Source organism: Neorhizobium alkalisoli (genome assembly GCF_007829835.1).
Taxonomy (GTDB): domain Bacteria; phylum Pseudomonadota; class Alphaproteobacteria; order Rhizobiales; family Rhizobiaceae; genus Neorhizobium.
Window position 1 is genome coordinate 85449 of the sequence record NZ_VIWP01000001.1, and the last position, 25997, is coordinate 111445.

Sequence of the window (25997 nt, forward strand, 5' to 3'; positions counted from 1 at the left end):
GAGCGCTTCCTATTGCTGTGACCGGGGAGGGTTACATGGAAGCGAACGGGAGACGGAATGCTTGGTTCCTTGGTCAGGAGCCGAAAGTCTCGTTGAGAATGCGCAGGCCTTCCGCAAACTTTCCGTCATCACCGCCCATCTGGCGCATCTGCCATATATTATCGGTGAGATCGGCACGCTTGACCGGCCGCGCCAGCGGGTTTTCGATCGACCGGCGGACGAAGTCGAAATAGTCCTCGCCGTCGCGTTTGCTCATGGCATCGACGGCGTCGATCACCGTTTTGGAAAAGCCTTCCTGATGCAACCGCTCAAAACTCCAGCCGGGGCCTTTTTCGACGACATCGTGAAGCCAGGCAACAAGCTTCTGGTCGCCGTCCGCAACAGCTCCTGCGACGCGCGCAACATGGTCGATGAAAGGGCCGCCGGTCTTGGCTGACTGACCCTCATGGGCCTCGGTGGCAATGGCGATCGCCTTTTCCAGCAGCTGAGGATAGGAGAGTTTCTGATCTGACATGGGATGGCTCCGACTCTTGCGGGCAAGATAACCGCAAGTGCGCGAAAAGCCAGTCGCCAGATATGGCCCTCAGGATATGGCGGAGAGCCTGATGCGTTTTATCGGGTTTTCGTCAGCGCAGATCGAGATCGGCGCGGATGGCATCGTCACTTTCGGTCTGCTGCACGACGACGCCATGCCAGCCAAGACCATCGTAATCTTCATAGCCAAGTGTCTTGGCGAAGGCGACGATCGAGCCGTTCCTGTCGTAATAACTGCCGGAAGGCTGGCCGGCCTGTCCTGCCAGCATGAAATGGGTGAAGAGCAGGGCGGGATTGGTGGTCGCAATGACACGGCTGTTTCCGTCGAGCAGCATGACTGTCGTCCGGTCGGCCACTTGCGGCGGCAGGTTTGCTTCCTTCTCGACGATCGCCTGCCCCTGGTTCTGCCAATCGAAATAGACACCGAGTGTCCCGACCAGCCGGCCATCGAGCTTGCCGCCTTCGCGCACGCCGGTTGCATAAACGAGCGCATTGTGCCGGTCATGCAGCATGCTCGGCTTCACCTCGTCGACGATATATTCGTCACCGGACCGGCATCCGCTTGCAGCCTTGAACCAGGGCTCTTCGCCGAGAGCAACGCCGGCAAGCTTGCGCTGGAAACGGGGATTGGCGGAGGCGATTACCTTGCCGGAAAGGTCGGTCAGGACGAGGTCGAGATAGACGGTGTAGAAGCGGTTGATGACACCCAGACGCTCGCCGGCAAAGGCCACGCGTTGCGGGTTCGGATCCTGCAGCGCTTCCCAGAGGGCGCTGTCTGTTGCCCACCAGCGCACGTCCGCGGTGCGCTCGAACAGGTTTCGGACGATCAGCTGCACCAGTGTCTGCGCCAGATCGGTCAGGCGCACGCCTTCCATTTCGGTCATCAGGCTGTCTGCCATCGAGCGCGTGACGCCGATACGGCCGAGAACGTTGCTTTCGAACTTCATGGCGATATCGCCGGCAATCTGCGCCAGCCGCTGCACTTCATTGGCGACGACGGCAAAACCCTTGCCCATGTCGCCGGCGCGGGCCGCCTCGATCAGGGCATTGATCGCGAGAAGCCGGATCTGTTTCACCACCAGCGTGTTATCGGTGCTGAATTTTTCCAGATCGCCGCCGATCGCCTCGGTGAGGACGCGCATCGAACGCGGGGTTGCAAGCCTTGGCACCTTATTAATTTCCGCCGGTATCATCTGAAATCCACCTCAAATGCAAAAATGGTAATGCCGACTTGATGTCAGAAATTTGCATCTTTTGGTTGATGAGCGGTTAACGGCGTGTATTTGTTCTTGCTCTTCTTCCTTTCCGTGTAGACCGCAACAGGTTTGTTCCCGGGAAAGACTTGGCAACGATCGAATGGTCTGGAACCGAAGAGCGTCTCCGACGTTCTCGAAGCTTCGTCACGACCGGTGATCAATCGCCACAGGGAGCCAAATCTTGGACATCATTCGCATTCTGCTTGCTTTCATCCTGCCGCCGCTCGGCGTGTTCTTCCAGGTGGGCTTTGGCCTTCATTTCTGGCTGAACATTCTGCTGACTCTGTGCGGCTGGCTGCCGGGCATCGTGCATGCGTTGTGGGTGATCCTCAAGAAATAGTCAGGCCTCCTGTTTCAGCCGCCGTCGGGTATCGCTCGGGCTTTCGCGATAATGGGCGCGATAGCTGCGCGAGAAGGCGGAGGCGGAATTGAAACCCGTCGCCGCCGCAATATCCGCAAATGTCGATCGTGTCTCGATCACCTTTCGGCGTGCCGCGTTGAGCCGCAGGGCAAGATAATGCTCGTGCGGCGCAACGCCCATCAGATCACGAAACAGGTCCTGCAGATGGCGGGCGCTGACGCCTGCGCGCCGTGCAAGACGCGCCTGCGAAAGCGGCGCCTCGACCGTGTCTTCCATCAATTTGATCGCGGCCTGAACACGGGCGTCGAGAATACGCATATTGCCGATGGCCGGCACCTGCAGAAGGTCGCCGCGGGTGCGCTCCTGTTCGTAGATGAACAGCCGCGACACTTCGAGCGCCAGCGAATAACCATGGGCGCGCCGGATCAGTTCCAGCATCAGGTCGAGCGTCGGCAGCGAGCCGCCGGTGGTGATCCGCTTGCGGTCGATGACGAACCGGTCGCGCAGCATGTTCACCTGCGGATAGGCGGCGGAAAAATCCTCGAAATCCTCCCAGTGGGTGGTCGCCGAAAAGCCGTCGAGCAGCGCCGTATCGGCGAGGATGAAGGACCCGGCCTCTATGCCAGCGATCATCGACCGATGGCGCGCCGTCTGGGACAGCTGCATTTTCAATTCCCGTGTCGCGCCGTTCTTCCAGTTGTAGCTTGAGAGCACGAAGAGCGGATCGGTTTCACGTCCGGGATGGAACGGGCCGGAGACCGGTATGGGAATGCCGGCCTTGGTTTCGATTGCCTGGCCGTTCGGGGAAAACAGGGTCCAACGGTAGAGATCGCGACCCGTGATGCGATTGGCGGCGCGCAGCGGCTCGATCACCGAAGCGGTGAGGATCAGGTTCGTTTCCGGCAGGATGAGGATGTCGAAATGCTGCATCTGCGTCCTGTCCCCTCTCCGTCGATCTGCGCCGCGCTTCCGAAAATGTATAGGATGGCGCCGCTGATGAAAAGCATTGCGCGATTTTCTGGATCGTAATGGGCGCAACAAAAGGAGAGGGAACAATGCCGCTCAACATGAATCGCGACGTCTTCATCACCTGTGCCGTGACCGGTGCGGGTGACACAGTCGGCAAATCCAGCCATGTGCCGATCACCCCGAAACAGATCGCGGAATCGGCGATCGACGCCGCCAAGGCAGGGGCCGCCGTCGTCCATTGCCATGTGCGCAATCCGGAAACCGGTGCCGCCGCCCGCAATATCGAACTCTACAGGGAAGTGACCGACCGTATCCGTTCGGCGGATGTCGACGTGGTCCTCAATCTCACCGCCGGCATGGGCGGCGATCTCGTGTTCGGCAATGTCGAGGCACCTTTCCCGGTCAATCCCAACGGCACGGACATGGCCGGCGCCACCGAACGTGTGGCGCATGTTGCCGAATGTCTGCCGGAAATCTGCACGCTCGATTGCGGCACGATGAACTTTTCGCTCGGCGATTACGTGATGACCAACACGCCCTCGATGCTGCGCGAGATGGCGCGGCAGATGACGGCGCTCGGCGTGCGCCCGGAAATCGAGGCCTTCGATACCGGCCATCTCTGGTTCGCCAAGCAGCTGGTCGAGGAAGGCCTGATCGAGGATCCGGTTCTGATCCAGCTCTGCATGGGCATTCCATGGGGCGCACCGGACGATCTCAACACCTTCATGGCGATGGTCAACAACGTGCCGAAGAACTGGACTTTTTCGGCCTTCTCGATCGGCCGCAACGCGCTCGCCTATCCGGCGGCGGCAGTGCTTGCCGGCGGGAATGTCCGCGTCGGGCTGGAAGACAATCTCTATGCCGGCAAGGGCATGCTCGCCACCAATGCGCAGCTCGTCGAAAAGGCGGTCGGCGTGATCGAGGGCATGGGCGCCAAAATCATCGGGCCTGCCGAAGTGCGTGAAAAACTCAAGCTGACGAAGCGGTGATCGAGATGAGCGGTATCCAGAAAGCGGCCTGCATCGGCGGCGGTGTCATCGGCGGGGCATGGGCTGCCCGCTTCCTGCTCGGCGGCATCGATGTGGCGATGTACGATCCCCATCCCGAAGCCGAGCGCATCGTCGGCGAGGTGCTTGCCAATGCCGAGCGCGCCTATGGCCTGCTGACCATGGCGCCGCTTCCGCCGAAGGGCAAGCTGACCTTCGTCAAGACGATCGAGGAAGCCGTTGCCGGCGCCGACTGGATCCAGGAAAGCGTGCCGGAGCGCGTCGATCTGAAGCGCAACGTCATTACCCAGATCGATGCGGCAGCCGACCCCAAGGCGCTGATCGGCTCTTCCACGTCAGGCATCATGCCGACCGAACTGCAGCGAGACATGAAACATCCGGAGCGGATGTTCGTCGCCCATCCCTATAATCCGGTCTACCTCCTGCCGCTCGCCGAACTGGTCGGCGGCCAGAAGACCAGCCCGGAAACGCTTGAACTCGCCAAGGAGCGGCTTGCGCCGATCGGCATGAAGGGCGTCATCCTGAAAAAGGAGATCGAGGCCTTTGTCGGTGACCGCCTGCTCGAAGCCGTCTGGCGCGAAGGCCTGTGGCTCATTCAGGATGATATCTGCGATACCGAGACGCTGGATGACGTGATCCGCTATTCCTTCGGCATGCGCTGGGCGCAGATGGGCATGTTCGAGACCTATCGCATTGCCGGCGGCGAAGCGGGCATGCGCCACTTCATCGCCCAGTTCGGCCCCTGCCTCTCCTGGCCCTGGACCAAGCTCACCGACGTCGTCGACCTGACCGACGAACTGGTCGAAAAGATCGCCAGCCAGTCGGATGCCCAGTCGGGCGCCTATGGTTTCCGCGAGCTGGAGCGCATCCGCGACGAAAACCTCGTCGGCATCATGCAGACGCTGAAAGCGTCGAATGGCGGCAAAGGCTGGGGTTCCGGCAAGATTCTCGCCGATTTCGAAAAGCATCTCTGGGCGCAAGGGGGGGCTAAGAAGGAGGCGCCCGACCTCTCGCAGCCGCTGCGCCTGATCGATACCAAGGTCAGCGCCGCATGGGTGGATTATAACGGCCACATGACCGAGCACCGCTATCTGCAGGTGTTCGGCGATACGTCCGATGCGCTGCTGCGGCTGATCGGTGTCGATTTCGCCTATGTCGAGGCCGGCCACAGCTATTACACGGTCGAGACCCATATCCGCCATCTCGGCGAGGCGAAGCTTGGCAACAGGCTTTATGCGACGTTGCAGATCCTCTCCACGGACGACAAGCGCATCCAGTATTTTTCGACCATCCGCAATGCCGAGACCGACGAGATCGTCGCCACTGCCGAGCAGCTGATGCTGCATGTCGACAGCAAGGCCGGCAAATCGGTGGCGGCGCCCGCGGAGGTGTTGGCCAAACTGAAGCCGATTGCAGACGCGCATGCCACGCTGCCGGTGCCGGATGGCGTTGGTAGGTCGGTCGGGCAGAAGAAATAATCGGCGCTGATGTCTGCCCCTCACCCTAACCTTCTCCCCGCATGCGGGGAGAAGGTGGCGGCAGCCGGATGAGGGGCTAGCCACGGCAAGACGTTCAAGAGGGGATGCCATGAATTTCGGACTGACCGACGAACAGGAGATGATCGTCTCCACCGTGCGCAGCTTCGTCGAGACGGAGATCTATCCGCTGGAAGACGAGGTCGAGCGTCTCGGCTACGTGCCGCCGGACATGGGGCAGGAGATCGCGCGCAAAACGAAAGAGCTCGGCTTTTTCGGCTGCAACATGCCCGAAGACGTCGGCGGCGCAGGCCTCGACCACCTGACCTTTGCACTGGTCGAGCGCGAGCTTGGGCGCGGTTCGATGGCGCTCACCGTCTTCTTCGGCCGCCCCTCCGGCATCCTGATGGGCTGCAATGCCGAACAGCGCGAAAGATACCTGATCCCGGCAACGACCGGTGAAAAATTCGACGCGCTCGCGATGACCGAGCCGGGTGCCGGATCGGATGTGCGCGGCATGAAGACCTTTGCGAAAAAGGACGGTGACGACTGGATCGTCAACGGCACGAAACACTTCATCTCCCACGCCAATATCGCCGATTTCGTCATCGTCTTCATCGCGACCGGCGAGGAGGAGACGCCACGCGGGCCGAAAAAGCTGATCACCTGTTTCCTCGTTGACCGCGGCACGCCGGGTTTCGAGATCCGCGAGGGTTACAATTCCGTCTCGCATCGCGGTTACAAGAACACGATCCTGACCTTCGACGATTGCCGTCTGCCGTCTGCCCAAGTTCTCGGCGAGCCGCACAAGGGTTTCGATCTCGCCAATGACTGGCTTTACGGTACCCGCCTGACCGTCGCCGCCAATTGCGTCGGCCGTGCCCGCCGGGTGTTCGATTACGCCCTCAACTATGCCGCCGAGCGAAAACAGTTCGGCAAGCCGATCGGCGCCAATCAGGGCGTTTCCTTCAAACTCGCCGACATGATCACCGAGATCGACGCCGCCGATTTCCTGACCCTGCACGGCGCCTGGCTGCTCGACCAGAAAAAGCCGTCCAACCGCGAGATCGCCTCGGCAAAACTCTATGCGTCGGAAATGCTCGGCCGCGTCACCGACGAGGCGATCCAGATCTATGGCGGTATGGGCCTGATGGACGACCTGCCGCTCGCCCGCTTCTGGCGCGATGCACGCGTCGAACGCATCTGGGACGGCACGAGTGAGATCCAGCGGCACATCATCAGCCGCGACCTTTTGCGGCCGTTGGGGGCATGACGCGATGATCCGTTCCCTCGATCGCCTGACCCGCCCGAAAACCATTGCCGTGTTCGGCGGCAAGGAGGCGGGGCGTGTCGTCGAACAATGCCGCAAGATGGGGTATGAGGGCGAGATCTGGCCGGTTCATCCGACAAAGGCGGATGTGCACGGTTATCCCTGCTATCGCTCGGTCGCCGATCTGCCGGGTTCGCCGGACGCTTCCTTTGTCGGCGTCAACCGGCAGCTGACGATCGAGATTGTTCGGGAGCTTGCAGAGCGTGGTGCCGGTGGGGCAGTGTGCTACGCGTCCGGTTTTCGCGAGGCGGTGAGCGAACTCGCCGATGGCGACGACCTGCAGGCGGCTCTTGTCGAGGCGGCGGGCGACATGCCGATCCTCGGGCCGAATTGTTATGGCTTCATCAACATGCTCGACGGCGCGCTGATGTGGCCGGACCAGCATGGCATGCTGCGCACCGAAAGCGGTGTCGCAGTGCTGACCCAGAGTTCCAACATTGCCTGCAACATCTCCATGCAGCAACGCGGCCTGCCGCTCGCCTATCTGATGACGGCCGGCAACCAGGCGCAGACGGGGCTGGCGGATCTCGCCTGCACCGTCATCCAGGACCCACGCGTGACCGCCGTCGGCCTGCATGTCGAAGGGTTCGACAGTCTTGAAGCACTGGAACGGCTGGCAAACCTCTCGCGGCAGCTGAAGAAGCCGGTGGCGATGCTGAAGGTCGGCAAATCGGAAGCGGCCCAGCTGGCCACCGTGTCCCATACGGCCTCACTTGCCGGCAATGACAAGGTTTCTTCGGCGCTACTCGCCCGCCTTGGCATTGCCCGTGTCAAAACTCTGCCGGAACTGCTGGAAACGCTAAAGCTGCTGCATCTCTGCGGCCCGCTCGACACCAACGAGATTTCGTCGATGAGCTGTTCCGGCGGCGAGGCCTCGTTGATGGCCGATGCCGGGGTGGGGCGAAACATCTCCTACCGGGCGCTGAGGCCGGAACAGCTGAAGCCGCTGCGCGAGACGCTGGGCCAGATGGTGACGCTCGCCAATCCGCTCGATTATCACACCTTCGTCTGGGGCAATGGCGAGAAGCAGACGACGGCTTTTTCGGCGATGATGCAGGGCGGTTACGCGCTCAATCTGGTCGTGCTCGATTTTCCCCGTCGCGACCGCTGTGATGCGGCTGACTGGCAGACGACGGTCGATGCGATCGTCGCAGCCCATCGCGCGACCGGTGCCAATGCCGGTGTCGTCACCTCGATGGCGGAGAATCTGCCCGAAGATGTGGCGATCAGCCTGATGCGGGAGGGTGTCGTCCCCTTCTATGGCATCGAGGAAGCACTTGCGGCGGCCGAGGCCGCAGCTTTTATCGGTGTTGCTTGGAGAATGCAGGCGGACGAGCCTCTTCTGCAAATGTCGCCAACTGCTGGTGAGGCGGTCACGCTGAACGAGGACGAGGCGAAACGCGAGCTTGCGGCTTATGGACTGCCGGTGCCGGCAGGTCTCGTCGAAATGTCGGCGGAAGCGGCGGCCGATGCTGCCGAAAGACTGGGTTTCCCGGTGGCGCTGAAAGGCCGCGGCGTTGCCCACAAGACCGAGGCCGGTGCGGTAAAACTCAACCTGAAAAGCCGCGAGGATGTGCTTGCCGCGGCCCATGCCATGGCGGGCGTCGCCCAGGGCTATCTGGTCGAGAAAATGGCCGGCCGGCCGGTCGCCGAAATCATCATCGGCGCCCTGCGCGATCCGGTTGCAGGCCTGGTTCTGACGGTCGGAGCCGGCGGCATTTTGGTCGAGCTTCTGGAAGATTCCGCGCTCATCACCCTGCCGGCATCGCCGGAGGCGATTTCGGAGGCGATCGGCGGGCTGAAGATCAAAAAGCTGCTCGACGGTTATCGTGGCGGACCGAAAGGCGATATCGTCGCGCTCGAACGGGCAATCGCTTCGGTCGCCGCTTACCTGGCCGCGAATGCCGCCGCTGTCGATGAGCTGGATATCAATCCCCTGATGGTTTTATCCGAGGGCGAGGGCGTCGTTGCGGTGGATGCACTGATACGGCGCAGGATGTGAGGGAAAAGCATGACCGACGAACCGATCAAGACACGCCGCGAAGGCGGCATTCTGGAAGTGACGATCGACCGGCCGAAGGCCAATGCCATCGATCTCGTCACCTCGCGGATCATGGGGCGGATCTTTGCGAGCTTTCGTGATGACGACAGTCTTCGCGTCGCGATCATCACCGGTGCCGGCGAAAAGTTCTTTTGCCCCGGCTGGGATCTGAAGGCGGCCGCGGCAGGCGACGCGGTGGACGGCGATTACGGCATCGGCGGTTTTGGCGGCATGCAGGAATTGCGGGATCTCAACAAGCCGATCATCGCCGCCGTCAACGGCATATGCTGCGGTGGCGGGCTGGAGATCGCGCTCTCGACCGATCTGATCCTTGCTGCCGAACATGCGAGTTTCGCGCTGCCTGAAATCCGTTCCGGCACGGTGGCGGATGCCGCCTCGATCAAGCTGCCGAAGCGCATTCCCTATCACATCGCCATGGACATGCTCCTGACCGGCCGCTGGCTCGACGTTCACGAAGCCCATCGCTGGGGCTTCGTGAACGAGGTCTTGGCCGCAGACAAGCTGATGGAGCGGGCCTGGGAACTGGCGCGGCTTCTCGAAAGCGGCCCGCCGCTCGTCTATGCGGCGATCAAGGAAGTGGTGCGTGCCGCCGAAGGCGAGACCTTCCAGACGACGATGAACAGGATCACCCGCCGCCAGTTCAAGACGGTCGACATCCTCTATGGCAGCGAGGACCAGTTGGAGGGCGCGCGTGCCTTCGCCGAAAAGCGTGATCCGGTCTGGCGCGGAAAATAGCCCGCTGCCGAGCTGTGGCGTCTAGGCGGCGATATCGCTGATTTCGCCCGACTGCCAGAGAACGCGGGGCTCCGACATGTCGCCGCTTTCCATATCCACCTGAACCGAGTAGGCGGCCACACCGACAAACCGGTCAGCCATCGCGCGCGCGATCTTTTCCGCCGACGCCGCATTCGAAGCTGCCCGCATTTCGCCCGGCGCCAGGTTTCCGCGGACCTTCTTGAACGGCAGAATGATGAATTTTTCGGATTTGGACATGTCGACTCCTTGCTTGTTCCTGTTTTGTTCATTCTTGCCGCAGAAGTCAATGAGCGTCCGGCGGTATTCGTGAAATAGTGAAACGAGACGACTGTGATTGCGATTCGGAGATACGATTTTGAACATCAGCTTTTTGACGGCAACCTATATTGGAGAATTGGCTTCGGTCATTGAGGAAATGCAGGCTTATTACGGTGTTTTCTGCCCATCACGCGACGCCATTGTCGCGGGTATAAAGAACCGCCCGGCGGGTGCCGAAATCCTTGTGGCGCGGACGGAAAAGGTCGTCGGGTTTGCCGCTTTTTCGGCCATCTACCCCGGCCCGGGCTTGCAGCCCGGCTTCTTTCTCAAGGAGCTTTATGTCGCGAATTCCGAACGCGGCAAGCAGGTCGGCGAAGCCTTGATGGCGCGTCTGGCGGCCATTGCCGTTGAACGTGGTCTTTCGCGCGTCGACTGGACGGCGTCGCGGACCAACGAGAATCTCCACCGCTTCTACGGGCGGCTCGGTGGCGAGCAGAAGGACGACCGAATCTTTTATCGCCTGGAAGGCGAAAAACTTCAGGCACTCGCCGCGCGGGGGTAGAACAAACGACTCGCGCGCGATGTCGCAATCAGGCGATTTGTTGCATTTTCGCAACGCCTTCGTGGCGATTTTGCGGCGATGGCGATCATCCAATATGCACTGGGCTGCGGCGATTGACTTGTAAAATCCTGCTGGATAATTCCTGACGATATTAATCATGATTATCGTCACGTTTCTTTTAAACAGACCGCATCGTGGTTCGGAATTTTTTCAGCAGACAGGAATCTCGCATAATGGCGCCTCAAACGACGACATCCACCTCGAAAAACACGATTTTGTTCAAGGGGAAGGAGTTGCAGCGGAGGCGAAAACTGGTGGCGCTGCTTTCGAGCGCCGCCGTCCTTATGCCGCTGCAGGCTTTCGCGCAGTCGGCTTCCGGAACGGCCGCTGAGGCTGGCTCCGACACGACGCTTGCCCCAATCACGCTGACGAGCGACGGCGGCTCCGTCGGGCCTGACAAGACGATCGTTGCCAAGGCCTCGCGCACCAGCAGCAAGACCGATACGCCGATCCTCGACGCGCCGGCCTCGGTCTCGGTCGTCACTGAAAAGGAAATGAAGGAACGCGGCGTCACGACGCTCGATGAAGCCCTGTCCTACACGCCGGGCGTTTCCACAGACATCTACGGTTCCGACAACCGTTACGACCACTATCTGATCCGCGGCTTCTACTCGACGGGCAACGCCACCTATCGCGACGGCCTGCCGATGTACACGACCGGCGATTTCACCACCAACCGTCTCGAGCCTTATGCCATGCAGCGCATCGAAGTGCTGAAGGGCTCCAACTCGTCGCTGTTCGGCCTGTCCGGACCGGGCGGAATCGTCAACGCGGTCACCAAGCTGCCGCAGACCGAAAAATTCGGCGAGGTCTACACCACGCTCGGTGATGGTCATGTCGAAACAGGAACCGATTTCGGCGGTGCGATCGATCCGGATGGTGTCTGGAGCTATCGCCTCACCGGCAAGTGGCAGAATGCCAATGCCGGCATTGACCATACGGACGACAACCGCGTCTTTATCGCGCCGGCCCTGACCTGGTCGCCGGATGCCGATACGTCCTTCACGCTGCTGACCGACTATAACAAGCGTAATGGCAGCACCGCGCACGGCATTCCGTTCGGCTCGGGCATCGACTCGGAGACCTATCTGGCCGAGCCTGATTTCGACAACATGGATACGATCGAAAAGAACGTCGGTTACCAGTTCAAGCACAATTTCGGCAACGGCCTCGAGTTCCGCCAGAACGTTCGCTATACCAAGCTCGACATGACCTATGAGCAGGTCTATCTCGGCGCCGGTGATCCGGGCGTCAGCCGTAATGCCTGGTCGATCGTCGGCCAGTCGACACGCTTCCATATCGACAACCAGCTGCAATATGATGCGAGCTTCGGCGCCTTCGATAGCCGCACGCTGCTCGGCTTCGACTATGGCCGCGACACCAATGAAGAACTGCGGCGGGACGGCACGGCCGGCGGCGTGGGTGATATCCATAACCCGGTTTATTGCGGTCGCGCCTGCATCACCCTCGGCCCGGCCTCCCTGTCCGAGACGGACCTGACGACGAAGGGGCTCTATATCCAGGAAGAGCTGACCTATGACGATCGCCTGATCTTCACGCTCGGCGGACGTTACGACCACGCCGAATCGGAAAACACCTCCTACGGCACCTATGCCGATGCCGTGGACGAGAACTTCTCCAAGCGCGCCGGTGTAACCTACAAGGTTACCAGCGAAGTTTCGGTTTACGCCAACTACTCGGAGTCCTTCCTCCCGGTCGCAGCCAATCGCGCCTATTTCATCGGCACGCCGAAGCCGCAGGAAGGCAAGCAGTACGAAATCGGCATCAAGTACGAGCCGACCGGTATCGATGCATTGTTCACGGCAGCCGCCTTCGACCTGACCCAGACCAATGTCGCACAATGGGCGTCTGACTATTCGGCACAGTATCAGGTCGGCAAGATCAACGTCCGCGGTATCGAGCTCGAGGCCAAGATGGCGCTTGCCGACAACCTCAACTTCACGGCCGGCTACGCCTATCTCGACGCATCGATCAAGGATGACGTCGATCCGACGATCGTCGGCAATCGTCCGTATCTCGTTCCCAAGCACATGGCATCGGCATGGCTCGACTATACCATTCCGGGCCAGGGCTTCTTCGGTGATCTGACGCTTGGTTTCGGCGGTCGCCTTGTCGGCAGCTCGTTCGCCGATAACGCCAACACCCTTCCTGTCCCGTCCAGGGTGGTCTTCGACGCCGCTGTGAACTACAAGATCCGCGACAACCTCGCGCTTGCCGTCAACGCGACGAACCTGTTCGACAAGGAATATATCAGCCAGATCGACAGCTTCAGCAAAGCGACCTTCTATGGCGATCGTCGCCAGGTCATGGCAACGCTGCGTTACACTTGGTAAGTGTCGCACGGTTCGTTTCCGATCCGCGGTCGGGAATGAGGGCGTAAAAACAGATCGTAAAATGGCCCGGCCGCAAAGCCGGGCCATTTGAATGCAATGAATGCAGGGGATCAAATGGAAAAGACCCGTTTCCATCCGTCGAGTGCGCCTGAGATCTTGAGCGGCGCGCAAGGACCGAACAGGCGCCAGTTGCTCGCCGGCTTTGCATCGTCTCTGGCGGCCGCAGGCCTTTCCGGCATGCCGGCTCTGGCCGCTGCAGACGATCTGCATTTCGTTCATGCCTTTGGCGAGATCACCCTGCCGCAGCCGGCAAAGCGGGTCGTTTCGCTCGGTTATACGACGCAGGACACACTTCTGGCGCTCGGTGTCGTGCCGCTTGCCATCCGCCAGTGGTTCGGAAACCAGCCCTATGCCGTCTGGCCCTGGGCGCGACCGCTTCTCGGTGATGCCAAGCCGCAGCTGATCTCGGGCGAAGTCTCGCCGGAAATCGTCGCCTCGCTGCAGCCGGACCTGATCGTCGCCATTGGCTCCGGTGTTTCGAAAGCCGAGTATGAGGTCCTTTCGCAGATCGCACCGGTGCTGATGCAGACTTCCGATCAGCCCTCCTATGGAACGACCTGGGACGTGCTGTTGACGGTCATCGGCCGGGCCGTGGGCATGAGCGACAAGGCGGATGAGCTGATCGCGGGCGTTCACAAGAAATTCGCGGATGCGCGTGAGCGGCACCCGGACTGGGCCGGCCATACCGCCGTCTGCGCCTATAATTTCGGCGGCGAGAGCGGTGCTTTTATCGGCTCGGACACGCGTGCCACCTTCGTCCGCGAACTCGGTTTCAAGGCCCCGGAAAAGCTGGAAGTTGCGACGAAGGAGGGGTTTTATTCCCGCCTTTCTCCGGAAGATCTGTCCGCGCTCGATGCCGACCTGCTGATCTGGATTTCTTCGGCGGATGCTGCTCCCGACATCGTCGCGCTGCCGATGCGCAAGACGCTGAAGGCGCATCTGGAAGGCCGCGAGGTTTTTGCAGGCGCGGAGCTTGCAGGTGCCCTGAGCTTCGGCAGCGTTCTGTCCCTGCCGTTCGCGCTCGACAAGCTCGAGGCCGAGATCGCTCTTGCACTTGATGGCAAGCCCGAAACGCAGGTTCCGTCCAGCGTTGCGGCCGGATTGGCTCCGTGAAGCAGACGATCGGCCTCTGCATCATCCTGCTGATCGCCATCGCGCTGACGCTTGGTATCGGCGTGCGCGACGTGACGCTGATGGATATGCTGCAGGCCTTCATCGCCTTCGATCCGACCAATCCAGTGCATGTCGTCATCCATTCGGTTCGCACGCCGCGGCTCGTCGCAGCGCTGGTTGCCGGAGCGGGCCTCGGAATGGCCGGAACGGTGATCCAGTCTCTGACCCGCAATCCGCTCGCCGATCCCGGCATTCTCGGCGTCAATTCCGGTGCCGCCTTTGCCGTCGTTGTCGGCGCATTGCTGACCGGGCGTTCCGACAGCGGCTGGATGTCGGCCATGGCCTTTCCCGGCGCCGCATTGGCTGCCATCTCCGTCTTCATGCTGGGCGGCGGCGCGCGCGGGCAGGCGGGGCCGGTGCGCCTGGCGCTGGCCGGCACCGCGCTGAACGCACTTCTGCTCTCGCTCGTGTCCGCGATCGTACTTGCGCGCAACGAAACGCTCGAAATCTTTCGCTTCTGGGTGACGGGATCGCTGGCCCAGGCGGACGTCCGCCCGCTTGCCGGAATGTCGGTCACGGCGGCGATTGGTGCGGCTCTCGCACTCCTGCTCGCGCCGCGGATCGAGGCGCTTTCGCTCGGTTCCGCTCTTGCCCGCGGCCTCGGCACCAAGCCCGCCCGGATCCAGTTCGGCGCATTGCTGGCGGTGACGCTGATGACCGGCTCTGCGGTTGCAGTTGCCGGGCCAATCGCGTTTCTGGGGCTTCTCGTGCCGCCGCTGGCACGCCGTGTCGCCGGCCATGCGCTGCGTCGCGAACTTTTGGCATCGGCCGTCATCGGTGCCTCTATCCTGCTTTATGCCGACACTGCCGGCCGACTCATTCTGGCGCCGTCTGAAATTCGCGTCGGCATCATGACGGCGCTGATCGGGGCGCCGATGTTCATCTTCATCGCCAGGCGGCTGCGACCGGGAGCTTCCACATGAGGGGTGGGCTTGTCTTGATCGGCCTGCTTCTGGCTTCCGTTCTTCTGTCGCTGATGATCGGGCAGGTCATGCTGTCGCCCGTCCAACTGTGGACTGGTCTGATGACCGGCACCGGTCCGGCTTCGCTGACACTGCGCGTCCTGCGTGGGCCGGGCATTGCGACGGCGGCCGGCGTCGGCGCCGTTCTTGGCGTTTCCGGCACGATCTTCCAGATCCTGCTGCGCAATCCGCTGGCAGCGCCCGATATCATGGGGTTCATGTCGGGGGCGGGGCTAGCGGTGATCTGCGGTATTGCCTTCGGATTGTCATTGCCCCTGCCTCTACTTGCTGCCGTCGGGGGCCTACTTGCTGCCGTTGCCGTGGCAATGCTCTCCTATCGCAGGGATGCGGCGCAGGCAGGGCTTACCTTGATCCTCGTCGGTCTCGGCATCGGCTTCTTTACCTCCGCTGCGAGCAGCTTTCTCCTGACCCGTCTTTCGCCTCAGGATGCGTCCGATGCCCAGCGCTGGCTGAGCGGCTCGCTCGCGGCCCGCAACTGGGGACATGTCACCCAGGTTTTCGGACTGGCCGCCATTCTTTTCGTGATCACTGCCCTGCAGGTACGCGCGCTGGCACTGCTGGAACTGGGGGATGACCTTGCGACGGGCCTCGGCACCCGTATTCGCCGCGCCCGATATGGCCTGATCGCAACCGGCGTCCTGCTTGCGGCAGCTGGCGTCGCCGTCGCCGGCCCCGTGCCTTTCGTCGCCCTGATGGCCGGACCGCTCGGCATGAAGATTACTGGCGCCCGCCAACCTGGCGGCCGCCTGTTTTCAGCCGCCGTCACAGGCGCCATCGTTACCGTGCTGGCGGATCTCGCCGCTCGTTCGGTCGTGCCGGGGCTGCAGCTGCCGGTCGGGGTGATGACCGGTATTCTAGGAGCACCCTATCTTCTTTGGCTGCTGGCACGTGAAATGGAGGCCGGAGATCTGTGACTGCTACTGCGCTGAAAACCGAACTTTTGACGCTGGGCTATCGCGACCGGATCGTGATCCAGGATCTGACGCTGGAATTGCCGGATGGCAAGGTGACATCGATCCTCGGCCCGAATGGCTGCGGAAAATCGACGCTGCTGAAAGCCATGGCACGACTGATCCAGCCGCTAAGCGGCCATGTCTCGCTCGCCGGCGAGGAAATCCTGAAGATCGAGACGCGGGCGCTGGCCCGCCGCCTCGCCATTCTGCCGCAGGCATCGAAAGCGCCGGAAGGGATTACCGTTGCCGATCTTGTCAAGCGCGGCCGCACCCCCTGGCGAGGGTTGCTGGCACCCTGGAGCGAGGCGGATGCGGAAGCCTGTGAGCGGGCGCTGCGCGAAGTCGGTCTTGCCGATCTGGCCGAACGCGCTGTCGACGAGCTTTCCGGCGGCCAGCGCCAGCGGGCCTGGATCGCCTTGGTGCTTGCGCAGGATACGCCCTATCTTCTGCTCGATGAGCCTACGACATGGCTTGACCTGACGCACCAGCTCGAAGTGCTGTCTTTGTTGAGGGAGCGAAACCGCGCTCACGGCACGACGGTCGTCACCGTCCTTCACGATCTTAATCTGGCAGCCCGTTTCTCCGACCATCTTGTCCTGCTGGGGCGCGATGGGCTGGTGGAGACCGGTGCGCCCGAAAAAGTGCTGACCGAAGCCAATCTCGAAAAGGCGTTTGGCCTGAAGGCGCTGGTCATTCCCGACCCGGTGACGGGCACGCCGATGGTCGTGCCGCGCTAAGACCTATTTGTGGCCTTGATATTGCGGCAGGTCGTCGGTGATCTCGTACCACGGCGCCTTCGAGCCGACGAATATGTGATGCGTCGGGCGGATGGACGGTGCATCGACAAGCGTTCCCATCGCCACATGCAGCCATGCCGCCTCGCGCACCAGCGAATAAAGAAGCGATCCGCATGTGCCGCAATGGGCATCGTGATTGTCCGGCTGGCCGTGGATCAACAGCGCAGCCTCACCCTTTATCAGCGTGAGTTTTTCGCGCGGAATGCCGGCAAAGGGCTTGAAGGCAGAGCCGGTCGTGCGGCGGCAATCCGAGCAATGGCAATAGGCGGCATACACGAAGGCGTCGTCCACCGCATATTCCACCGCGCCGCAGCCGCATTTGCCGGACAGTCTGGTCATTGTGCCTCCATCAAACCGGTCAGAAAGATCGCCGTGCTTTATGGCCGGCTGATCTCGTCCAGATACCAGTTGATGTAGCGCAGTTCGTTCTGTTCCATAGGGGCGATCGGGCCGGGGACAAAGAAGCGGGAAACAACGCCACGGGCCGCGTGCTCGATGATCGCCTTGTCCTCATCGGTCGTCACCTTCCACAGCCAGGTGAGCTTTTCGAGGTCATAGTCGCGGCCTTCCTCGGCCTTTTCGTCGACCAGCCAGATCAGCTCCATCTCGCAAGTATCGACCGTTTTCGGAATGAAGCGGTAGATCATGCCATGGTCGGCATAACAGACGAGAAAGGTCGTACCGCCGAGATGGATGGAGGTGACGCCGCCGTCGAAATCGGAGAAGCGGCCCATCAGTGTGCTAAGCGGCTGGCCATCCCTGCTGCCGGTCTTGACGCCGTCATAGAGTGCATACCGAAAGGCATGGATCGCCTCGCGGCCTTCCTTCGAATTCTGCCAGTGATTGCCGGAGCCGACCTCGATGCCAAGAGCGCAGGTGCGCGCCTCCATCGCGGCATTCAGCTCCTCGATCATGTGAAGCGGCTGTTCCAGCGCATGGGTTTCCGAATATTCGGGATGCGCCGGGCCGCAATGGTAACATTCGACATAGTTTTCGACCGCGAGCTTCCAGTTGGCGTTCAATGGGTAGCTCTGGCGGTAGGCGACCTTGGCGGCACCCCAACCATATTGGCCGCAAGTGGCGCGCAGCAGATTTTCGACCTCGGAGAAATCCAGCGGCTCTTCGGCAAACGAGATGAACACAAGGCCTTCGACGACGCGGACATGCAGTTTCTTCAGCCCATGGTCTTCGCGTTTAAAATCCTTCGGCATTAGGCGGGCGGCCTTCAGGCGGCCGTCATTGGCGAAGGTCCAGGCGTGATAGGGACAGACGAAGGCTTTGGCATTGCCCCTGTCCTTCGTGCAGACTTCTGCGCCACGATGGCGGCAGACATTCAGCATGGCATGCACTGTGCCGTCACCGGCGCGCGTCAGGATCACCTGTTCCGGCCCGAGCTTGAACAGCTCGAAATCATTGACGTTCGGGATGACGCTTTCATGCGCCAGGCAGTGCCAATGGCGGAAGAAGACGCGTTGCATATCCCGTTCGAAGATTTCGGGGTCGAAATAGAAGGGGCGTGTCAGGCCGTAGCCCGGCTTGTGGGCGGCGACCAGATGGTCGATGCGATCACCATTTCCACCTTGGGAAATATGCCCATTATCCAGTTCTGATGCGAGCATGGCATGGTCTCCTCTGGCCGGGATTGCCGGCATTTGTCTGGTTGCCCCTCATCCGGCTGCCGCCACCTTCTCCCCGTAAAGACGGGGAGAAGGGATATGCCGCGACGCTTTCGTCCCCTCCGGCATGTTCTGTGGGGCACGTCCCCTCTCCCCGCATGCGGGGAGAGGGTTAGGGTGAGGGGCATATGGCCAGCGACAGCCGGTAAGAGGTCGCCAGCGGTAAAATCACATTCGCACCCGCTCGGCCTTCGGGTCATACATTGGCGAGAGCGATGCTTCCGCCTTCACCCGCCGGCCGGCGATCTCGATTTCGTAACTCGATGCCAGAACATCGGCGGCAGTTTGGCCTTCGCAGGGCACATAACCCATGCCGATCGCGCCGCCGAGGAAATGGCCGTAATTGCCCGAGGTGACGGTGCCGACAATCTTGCCGTCGCGTACTACGGCCTCGTTGTGGAAGAGGAGCGGCTCCGGCTTGGTCAGCCTGAACTGCACCATGCGCCGTAAAAGCCCGGCCTCTTTCTTTCGCAACACCGCGTCACGGCCGATGAAGTTACCCTTGTCCAGTTTCACGGCGAAACCGAGACCGGCTTCCAGCACATGGTCCTCGTCGGTTATGTCATGGCCGAAATGGCGGAACGCTTTTTCGATGCGGCAACTGTCCAGCGTATGCAGGCCGCAAAGTTTCAGGCCCACATCGGCGCCGGCCTCTTCCAGCGCTTCGAAGACATGCGCCGTCTGGTCGGCCGAAACGTAAAGCTCCCAGCCGAGCTCGCCGACATAGGTGACGCGATGGGCGCGGGCCAGCCCCATGCCGATCTCGATCTCCTGCATCGTGCCGAACGGATTGACCGTGTTGGAAAAATCGTTCGGGCTGACCTTTTCGATCAGCTCGCGCGATTTTGGCCCCATCAGGCAAAGCACGCTCTCGGCGGCCGTGACATCGGTGATGACGACGAATTCATCGCCGAGATTCTTGCGCAGCCAGGCAAGGTCGCGCTGCAGCGTGGCGCCGGGCACGACGAGGAAAAACGCCGTCTCCGACAGCCGGGTCACCGTCAGGTCGCATTCGATGCCGCCTTTGGCATTCAGCATCTGGGTATAGACGATGCGCCCGGCGGGCACATCCATCTGGTTGGCGCAGACCCGGTTGAGGAAGGCGCAGGCGTCGCGGCCCTCGACGCGGATCTTTCCGAACGAGGTCATGTCGAACAGGCCGACGCCTGATCGAACCGCCATATGTTCGTCGCGCTGGTTGTCGAACCAGTTCTGGCGCTGCCAACTGTATCTGTATTCCCGTTCCTGACCGGGTTTTGCGAACCAGTTGGCCCGCTCCCAGCCGGCCACCTCGCCGAACACGGCGCCGCGGGCCTTCAGATGTTCGTGGATCGGCGAGCGGCGCACGCCACGGGCCGTTGCCATCTGGCGATAGGGAAAATGGTCGGCATAAAGCAGGCCGAGCGTTTCTCCAACCCGTTCGCGCAGATAGGTGCGGTTCTTCTGGAACGGCTGGGCACGGCGGATATCCACTTCCCAGAGGTCGAAGGGCGGTTCGCCGTCGTTCATCCACTGCGCCAGCGCCATGCCGGCGCCGCCGGAGGAGACGATGCCGATCGAATTGTAGCCGGCCGCCACCCAATACCCTTTGATCTCCGGCGTTTCGCCGAGATAATAGCGGTCGTCGGGGGTAAAACTTTCGGGGCCGTTGAAGAAGGTGTGGATGCCGGCCGTTTCCAGCATCGGCATGCGGTTGATCGCCATTTCCAGGATCGGCTGGAAATGATCGAAATCTTCCGGCAGCTGGTCGAAGCAAAAGTCCTCGCGGATCTTTTCGCCCGTTGGGGGCCAGGGTTTTGCCTTGAGCTCGAAGGCGCCGACGAGCATCTTGCCGGCATCCTCCTTGTAATAGGTGCATTCGTCCGGCACGCGCAGAACCGGAAGCTGCTTCAGGCCCGCGATCGGTTCGGTGACGATATAAAAATGTTCGCAGGCATGCAGCGGCACGGTCACGCCGGATCTGGCGGCGAGATCGCGGCCCCACATGCCGGCGCAGTTGACGACGTTTTCGGTTTCGATCGTGTAACGCTCGCCATTCTGTTCGCAGACGACGCCGGTAACGCGGCCGTTCCTGGTCAGCACTTCGATGACCTTGACGCCTTCGATGACGGTAGCACCGTTCTGGCGGGCGCCCTTGGCCAGCGCCATGGCGATATTGGCCGGATCGCATTGGCCGTCGAGCGGCAGATGCACGGCGGCCTTCACGTCGCCAATATTAAGGTGCGGATACATGGCCTTCGCCTCTTCCGGCGAAATTTCCCTGACATCGACGTTGAAGGCGCGCGCAAGCGAGGCCTGGCGGTAGATCTCTTCCTTGCGTTCTTCGGTCAGGGCAACGGTCATCGAACCGTTCTGCTTCATCCCGGTGCCGATGCCGGTCTCGGCCTCCAGCTTGACGTAAAGATCGGCCGAATATTTCGCGAGCCGCGTCATGTTCTGGCTGGCGCGCAGCTGGCCGATCAGACCGGCGGCATGCCAGGTCGTGCCCGAGGTCAGCTGCTTGCGCTCAAGCAGAACGACATCGGTCCAGCCGAGCTTTGCCAGATGATAGGCGACCGAACAGCCCGACACGCCGCCGCCGATGATGACGGCGCGCGCCTTGGCCGGGATCTGCTTTTGAACATTGAGCGAGGTCATGCGCGGATCCTCTCGTTGGCGGGATCCCAGAGCGGTCCGTCCGGTTGCACCACGGCCTTGAAGCGGTCGCCAAAGATCTCGACTTCCAGTTCCGTACCGGGCTCGGTCAGGTCGATGCGCAGCATCCCGAGAGCGAGCGACTTGCCGACGCGAAAACCCCAATTGCCGGAAGTCGTTTCACCGACCACCTGTCCGCCATGCCAGAGCGTCGACATATAGGGCGCATCGCAATCGCCGGCCTCGACGGTCAAGGTCACGAAGCGCTTCGAAACCCCACGCTGCTTTTCGGCCGCAAGCGCTGCCTTGCCCTTGAAGTCGGCCTTCGTCCAGTCGACAAAACGTTCGAGCCCGCCCTGCAGCACCGTGTAATCGGTCGAAAGGTCTCCCTTCCAGGCGCGATATCCCTTTTCGATCCGCAGGCAATCCAGCGCCTCCATGCCGAAGGGCTTCAGGCCATGTTTTTCGCCTGCTGCCCAGACGGCGTCGAAGATTTCTGCTGTGTCATCGAGCTTGGTGTGGATTTCCCAGCCGAGTTCGCCGGCAAAGGAGACACGCACCAGCTGGCACCAGCGGCCGGCGGTCTGCGCCGACTGGTGCGTCAGCCAACCTTTGGAAAGATCCGCATCCGTGACTTCAGCGAGGATGTCGCGGCTCTTCGGGCCGGACAGGATCTGGCAGGAGAAATCGTCGGTGACATCATCGATCGAAAAGGCCGCGTCGGCCGGCAAATGTTTCTTCAGCCAGTCGAGATCGTGCCACTGGGCTGTCGCGGCGGTGATGAGGAAGAAGAAATCCTCGTCCAGCATCATCACCGACATTTCGGTGACGATCCGGCCCTTGTCGTCGGCAAAATAGGCAAGGCCGATGCGGCCGGGTTTCGGCACCTTGCCCGTTATCAGCGACGACAGCCAGGCGGTGGCGCCCGGTCCCTTTACCCGGTAGCGGGAAAAGCCCGGCAGGTCGAGAATACCGGCTGCATCGCGCACGGCGAGACATTCCGCCTCGATGCGCGGGCTCCACGGGCCTTGCCGGCTCCAGGTCTGGGTCGCTTCCTCCGAAATATCGTCGCCCGGTTCGGCATACCACATGGCGCGTTCCCAGCCGTTATAGGGCTTGAACTGGGCGCCGAGCGCTGCGATCTGCTCGTGGATCGGCGACTGTTTCATGCCGCGTCCGGCCGGCCAATAGTGCTTTGGAAAGTGCATGGCATATTCGTGGCCATAGATTTCCATGCCCTTGTCGACGCAATAGGTCTTGTCCGAGGCAAAGCTCGTGTAGCGGCGCGGGTCGCAGGACCACATGTCCCATTCGGTCTCGCCCTCAGTCACCCATTCGGCCAGAACCTTGCCGGCGCCGCCGGCCTGGCAGATGCCGAAGGTGAAGACGCAGGCCTCGAAAGCGTTCGGCACGCCGGGCATCGGGCCGATCAGCGGATTGCCGTCGGGTGCATAGGGGATCGGGCCATTGATCATCTTCGACAGGCCGGCCGTGCCCAATATCGGCACGCGCTCGATCGCATCGTTCAGATACCATTCCAGCCGGTCGAGATCGTCCGGGAAAAGCTGGAAGGAAAAATCTTCCGGCATCGGATCATCAGGCGTCACCCAATGGGCGCGACAGTTCTTCTCGTAAGGCCCGAGATTCATGCCGTATTTCTCCTGGCGGAGATAATAGGAAGAATCCACGTCGCGCAGCAGCGGCAGCTTGTGGCCTGCCTCCTTCGACCATGCTGCGAGTTCGGGGATCTCGTCGAACAGCATATATTGATGGCTCATCACCATCATCGGCACGTCGCGGCCGAAAAGCCTGCCCACTTCTCGGGCGTAATAACCGGCGGCGTTGACGACATATTCGCAGGCGATCTCGCCCTTCGGTGTCGTCAGAATCCACTCGTCCTTTTCCCGGCGCGCGGCCGTGACGGGACAGAAACGGATGATTTTCGCGCCCATGTCGCGGGCGCCCTTGGCGAGAGCCTGGGTCAGCTGCGCCGGGTCGATGTCGCCGTCATAGGGGTCGTAAAGCGCGCCGGTCAGGTCATGGGTTTCGAGGAAGGGATATTTCGAGCGCATCTCGTCGGGCGAGAGAATGTCGAGATCCATGCCCTGATAACGGCCCATGCCGACGACGCGCTTGAATTCGCGCAGGCGCTCGTTGGAATGGCCGAGCCGGATCGAGCCGGTGACATGGTAGTTCATCGGATAATCGACCAGCGCACCCAGCTCGCGATAAAGCGAAGCGGAATAACGCTGCATGTTCATCAGCGACCACGAGGAGGAAAAGGTCGGCACGTTGCCGGCCGCATGCCATGTGGAGCCGGCCGTCAGCTCGTTCTTTTCAAGCAGCACGCAATCCGTCCAGCCTGCCTTGGCGAGGTGATAAAGCGACGACGCGCCCACCGCTCCGCCGCCGATGATCACCACGCGCGCCCGTTCCGGCAATTCCGCCATGTCATGCTCCCAGTCTGGGTTCCCCGTCTTTTAAGCCAAGTTTTTCAGTGGAATTGATTTCCATCAAGCGGTCAGATTTGCCTTTATTGATTGAAGATATCGATTAGATTGAGCACATGCAGATCGAGCTGATCGAGACCTTTCTGGACCTGATGGAGACGCGCAGTTTCAACCGCACGGCCGAGCGGCTGAACCTGACCCAGTCGACGGTGTCTCACCGCGTCAACGCGCTCGAAACGGCGTTCGGGCGAAAACTTTTCACGCGCGGCAAGGGCGGAACGGTGCCGACGGCGGCCGGCCTGCGACTGGTCGATCATGCCAAGGCGCTGCAGAGCCAGTGGCACGAGGCAACCCGCGCCGTCGAGGCGGCCGGCACCTATGAACGGGAGATGCGCATCGGCATCCAGCACGATGTCGCCGAAATGGTGATCGGCACATTTTTAAAGACGGTGCGAAGCGAACTTCCGCAGACCTCGATCTATGTCGAGGCGGACTATTCCATCCAGATGAACCGCGATCTCGGTGCCGGTGATCTCGACCTCGCCATACTCTACACGCCGCATCACCTGCCCGATCTGCATTATGAGCGGATAGGAGATATTTCCTATATTCTTGTCAGTACTGCGGCTGAATATATCGCGGACATCGCGCCGAAAGATTATATCTACGCCAATTATTCGCCGGCTTTCGATCGGGCGCACCGTATCGCGCTCCCGCAATTTTCCGCAGCCTCTGCCGCTACGGGCAGGAATCTCATCGTTGCCGAGCTTTTGAAGGAGATCGGCGGGGCAGGGTACGTCATTCGCTCGACCGCCGAACAGCTTGTAGGCGAGGGGATTGCGCGGCCTGTCGCCGATGCGCCGGCCATCACCCAGACGGTTTATGCGGCCACCAATATTCGCTTTCGCCATGCCCATCAGCACCGGAAGATGATTGCCACGCTGGCTGGGCTTTTGCCCAAATATGATTGATTGTCCGGTACGGCGTAAAGCGCCAGTATTTCTCAATCCCAAGAAATTATATTATTGGCGATTTAGCGAGTTCGAATGCGGTTGTAACAGCCAAACAACGGGAAATTGTTAGCGATTCTATACTGTTGGGTTACTATCAATTCAGCGAATGATTCGCGCCGACAACGCTAATGATCAAGCGAGGCTGCTTTGAGCACACAAAGCCAATCCCGTGAAACGAGTATCTCCATAGAACACTGGGCAATGAACCAGGCTCACCAGATTGTTGTGCATCAAGGTATGAGCCTGATCGAAGCTGCCCAATGCCTCGACCGCAAGCGGACGAGCGCCAATACCTACGCTCTCAGGAAGGCGATCATGGATTGCCTCGTCGAAGCGCTGAAACAGGGACAGCCGCCGGTCGCGGTTGCCGCGGAATAAACTCCCATCACTGAAATTTGAAGCTTCGGTAATTCTTGGGAATCGCCGGCTTTCGATCCTGTGTTACAGTTTGGTGAAGACCAACGCAGTGATCGGATCGCCTATGCTTGCCACACTTGCGATGCTGATGAGCCTTTCTGCCGCTGGCGGCCCGATGGTCGCCCAAGCGGCAACAGGTGAAGTGGATGTCGAGCTCGTGCTCGCCGTCGATACGTCCCGCTCCATGGATTACGAGGAAGTCCGCATCCAGCGGGAGGGCTATGTGGAGGCCCTGAAGCACAAGGAATTCATCGATGCGGTCAAGACCGGCCTTAACGGCCGGATCGCGATCAGCTATTTCGAATGGGCCGGTGACGTCGTGCCGCAATCAGTGATCGACTGGCAGATCATCGAGACCGAACAGGATGCGCTGAATTTTGCGCAAAAGCTCGAGGCCCGGCCGATCGATACGCAGCGGCGCACCTCGATCTCGGCGGCGATCGCGCAAGGGGCAACGATGATCGTCTCGAGCCCGCTCAAGGGCATGCGGCAGGTGATCGACGTGTCCGGTGACGGACCGAACAATTCCGGCAATCCGGTCGAGCCCGCCCGCGACAAGGCGATCGAGGCGGGTATCGTCATCAACGGTCTGGCGATCATGGTTCGCCCCTCCGGCGCACCCGGCGGGCTGGACAAATATTATGCCGATTGCGTCGTCGGCGGACCGGGCTCCTTTGTCCTTCCGGTGCATAATATCGAGGATTTTGCCGTCGCGGTGCGCCGCAAGCTGGTGATGGAGATCAGTGGGCTTACCCCGCCTGCAACGGTCAAGAAGGTCGCAAACACGCCGCGTAGCGATTGCCTGATCGGCGAAAAGCAGTGGCAGGATATTTTTGACCGTTAACCGGCCGAAGCAG

Annotated in this window: 24 protein-coding genes; 16 read left to right on the forward strand and 8 right to left on the reverse strand. The window is 61.1% G+C overall.

The window, feature by feature from the left end; all coding sequences use genetic code 11:
* Nucleotides 1-73 precede the first annotated feature (73 nt).
* Both FHW37_RS00415 and FHW37_RS00420 read right to left on the reverse strand, forming a co-directional pair.
* The gene (locus FHW37_RS00415; protein ID WP_145631176.1) at nt 74-514 is read right to left on the reverse strand and encodes an HD domain-containing protein; all 441 of its coding nucleotides are present in this window, start codon (nt 512-514) and stop codon (nt 74-76) included.
* Nucleotides 515-626: 112 nt separating this feature from the next.
* Nucleotides 627-1727, reverse strand: a complete 1101-nt coding sequence (locus FHW37_RS00420; protein ID WP_145631178.1) for a methyl-accepting chemotaxis protein — start codon at nt 1725-1727, stop codon at nt 627-629.
* A 244-nt stretch (nt 1728-1971) separates the two neighbouring features.
* On the opposite strand from FHW37_RS00420, the gene FHW37_RS00425 reads away from it, so the two are divergent.
* Nucleotides 1972-2130 (forward strand): YqaE/Pmp3 family membrane protein, encoded by a 159-nt coding sequence (locus FHW37_RS00425; RefSeq protein WP_145631180.1) that lies wholly within the window; start codon nt 1972-1974, stop codon nt 2128-2130.
* Here FHW37_RS00425 and FHW37_RS00430 read toward each other — a convergent pair whose 3' ends face one another.
* A complete protein-coding gene (locus tag FHW37_RS00430; RefSeq protein WP_145631183.1) occupies nt 2131-3081 on the reverse strand; it encodes a GlxA family transcriptional regulator in 951 nt (316 codons plus the stop codon). It lies immediately after the preceding gene.
* A 125-nt stretch (nt 3082-3206) separates the two neighbouring features.
* On the opposite strand from FHW37_RS00430, the gene FHW37_RS00435 reads away from it, so the two are divergent.
* From FHW37_RS00435 to FHW37_RS00455, 5 genes are all read left to right on the forward strand, one after another.
* The gene (locus FHW37_RS00435; protein WP_145631185.1) at nt 3207-4109 is read left to right on the forward strand and encodes a 3-keto-5-aminohexanoate cleavage protein; all 903 of its coding nucleotides are present in this window, start codon (nt 3207-3209) and stop codon (nt 4107-4109) included.
* 5 nt (nt 4110-4114) lie between these two features.
* Entirely contained in the window at nt 4115-5605 is a 1491-nt protein-coding gene (locus FHW37_RS00440; RefSeq protein WP_145631187.1) for a carnitine 3-dehydrogenase, read from the forward strand.
* 109 nt (nt 5606-5714) lie between these two features.
* Nucleotides 5715-6875: an acyl-CoA dehydrogenase family protein gene (locus FHW37_RS00445; RefSeq protein ID WP_145631189.1), complete on the forward strand. Its 1161-nt coding sequence runs from the start codon at nt 5715-5717 to the stop codon at nt 6873-6875.
* Nucleotides 6876-6879: 4 nt separating this feature from the next.
* Nucleotides 6880-8934, forward strand: a complete 2055-nt coding sequence (locus FHW37_RS00450) for an acetate--CoA ligase family protein (RefSeq protein WP_145631191.1) — start codon at nt 6880-6882, stop codon at nt 8932-8934.
* A gap of 9 nt (nt 8935-8943) precedes the next feature.
* On the forward strand, nt 8944-9729 hold the full coding sequence (locus FHW37_RS00455) for a carnitinyl-CoA dehydratase (protein ID WP_145631193.1): 786 nt from the start codon (nt 8944-8946) through the stop codon (nt 9727-9729).
* 21 nt (nt 9730-9750) lie between these two features.
* On the opposite strand, the gene FHW37_RS00460 is transcribed toward FHW37_RS00455, so the two are convergent.
* Entirely contained in the window at nt 9751-9987 is a 237-nt protein-coding gene (locus tag FHW37_RS00460; RefSeq protein WP_145631195.1) for a hypothetical protein, read from the reverse strand.
* 178 nt (nt 9988-10165) lie between these two features.
* Here FHW37_RS00460 and FHW37_RS00465 point away from each other — a divergent pair, with 178 nt between their 5' ends.
* The 7 genes from FHW37_RS00465 (at nt 10166) to FHW37_RS00495 (ending at nt 16890) form a co-directional block, all read left to right on the forward strand.
* Nucleotides 10166-10570: a GNAT family N-acetyltransferase gene (locus FHW37_RS00465; RefSeq protein WP_145633707.1), complete on the forward strand. Its 405-nt coding sequence runs from the start codon at nt 10166-10168 to the stop codon at nt 10568-10570.
* 157 nt (nt 10571-10727) lie between these two features.
* Nucleotides 10728-10961, forward strand: coding sequence for a hypothetical protein (locus FHW37_RS33420; RefSeq protein WP_186458096.1), 234 nt, complete (start codon nt 10728-10730; stop codon nt 10959-10961).
* Nucleotides 10885-12984: a TonB-dependent siderophore receptor gene (locus FHW37_RS00475; protein ID WP_186458097.1), complete on the forward strand. Its 2100-nt coding sequence runs from the start codon at nt 10885-10887 to the stop codon at nt 12982-12984. The genes FHW37_RS33420 and FHW37_RS00475 overlap by 77 nt, the downstream gene beginning before the upstream one ends.
* A gap of 114 nt (nt 12985-13098) precedes the next feature.
* Entirely contained in the window at nt 13099-14157 is a 1059-nt protein-coding gene (locus FHW37_RS00480) for an ABC transporter substrate-binding protein (protein WP_186458098.1), read from the forward strand.
* On the forward strand, nt 14154-15140 hold the full coding sequence (locus FHW37_RS00485; protein WP_186458099.1) for a FecCD family ABC transporter permease: 987 nt from the start codon (nt 14154-14156) through the stop codon (nt 15138-15140). Before FHW37_RS00480 ends, FHW37_RS00485 begins: the two co-directional genes overlap by 4 nt.
* Nucleotides 15137-16114, forward strand: coding sequence for a FecCD family ABC transporter permease (locus FHW37_RS00490; protein WP_145631204.1), 978 nt, complete (start codon nt 15137-15139; stop codon nt 16112-16114). The genes FHW37_RS00485 and FHW37_RS00490 overlap by 4 nt, the downstream gene beginning before the upstream one ends.
* A complete protein-coding gene (locus tag FHW37_RS00495; protein WP_145631206.1) occupies nt 16111-16890 on the forward strand; it encodes an ABC transporter ATP-binding protein in 780 nt (259 codons plus the stop codon). Before FHW37_RS00490 ends, FHW37_RS00495 begins: the two co-directional genes overlap by 4 nt.
* A gap of 3 nt (nt 16891-16893) precedes the next feature.
* Here the strand turns inward: FHW37_RS00495 and FHW37_RS00500 are convergent, their stop codons facing one another.
* From FHW37_RS00500 to FHW37_RS00520, 4 genes are all read right to left on the reverse strand, one after another.
* A complete protein-coding gene (locus FHW37_RS00500) occupies nt 16894-17289 on the reverse strand; it encodes a GFA family protein (RefSeq protein ID WP_145631208.1) in 396 nt (131 codons plus the stop codon).
* Between the two features lie 38 nt (nt 17290-17327).
* Nucleotides 17328-18569: an aromatic ring-hydroxylating oxygenase subunit alpha gene (locus tag FHW37_RS00505; RefSeq protein WP_145631211.1), complete on the reverse strand. Its 1242-nt coding sequence runs from the start codon at nt 18567-18569 to the stop codon at nt 17328-17330.
* A gap of 225 nt (nt 18570-18794) precedes the next feature.
* Nucleotides 18795-21263, reverse strand: coding sequence for a GcvT family protein (locus FHW37_RS00515; RefSeq protein WP_145631213.1), 2469 nt, complete (start codon nt 21261-21263; stop codon nt 18795-18797).
* Nucleotides 21260-23710 carry a GcvT family protein gene (locus FHW37_RS00520; RefSeq protein ID WP_145631215.1) on the reverse strand — a complete coding sequence of 817 codons (2451 nt, stop codon included), beginning with the start codon at nt 23708-23710 and terminating at the stop codon, nt 21260-21262. Before FHW37_RS00520 ends, FHW37_RS00515 begins: the two co-directional genes overlap by 4 nt.
* A gap of 116 nt (nt 23711-23826) precedes the next feature.
* Between FHW37_RS00520 and FHW37_RS00525 the strand changes: the two genes are divergently transcribed.
* From FHW37_RS00525 to FHW37_RS00530, 3 genes are all read left to right on the forward strand, one after another.
* A complete protein-coding gene (locus FHW37_RS00525; protein ID WP_145631217.1) occupies nt 23827-24681 on the forward strand; it encodes a LysR family transcriptional regulator in 855 nt (284 codons plus the stop codon).
* A gap of 279 nt (nt 24682-24960) precedes the next feature.
* Entirely contained in the window at nt 24961-25101 is a 141-nt protein-coding gene (locus tag FHW37_RS33425; protein ID WP_186458167.1) for a hypothetical protein, read from the forward strand.
* Nucleotides 25102-25204: 103 nt separating this feature from the next.
* Nucleotides 25205-25984 carry a DUF1194 domain-containing protein gene (locus FHW37_RS00530; protein ID WP_145631219.1) on the forward strand — a complete coding sequence of 260 codons (780 nt, stop codon included), beginning with the start codon at nt 25205-25207 and terminating at the stop codon, nt 25982-25984.
* The last annotated feature ends 13 nt before the right edge of the window (nt 25985-25997 follow it).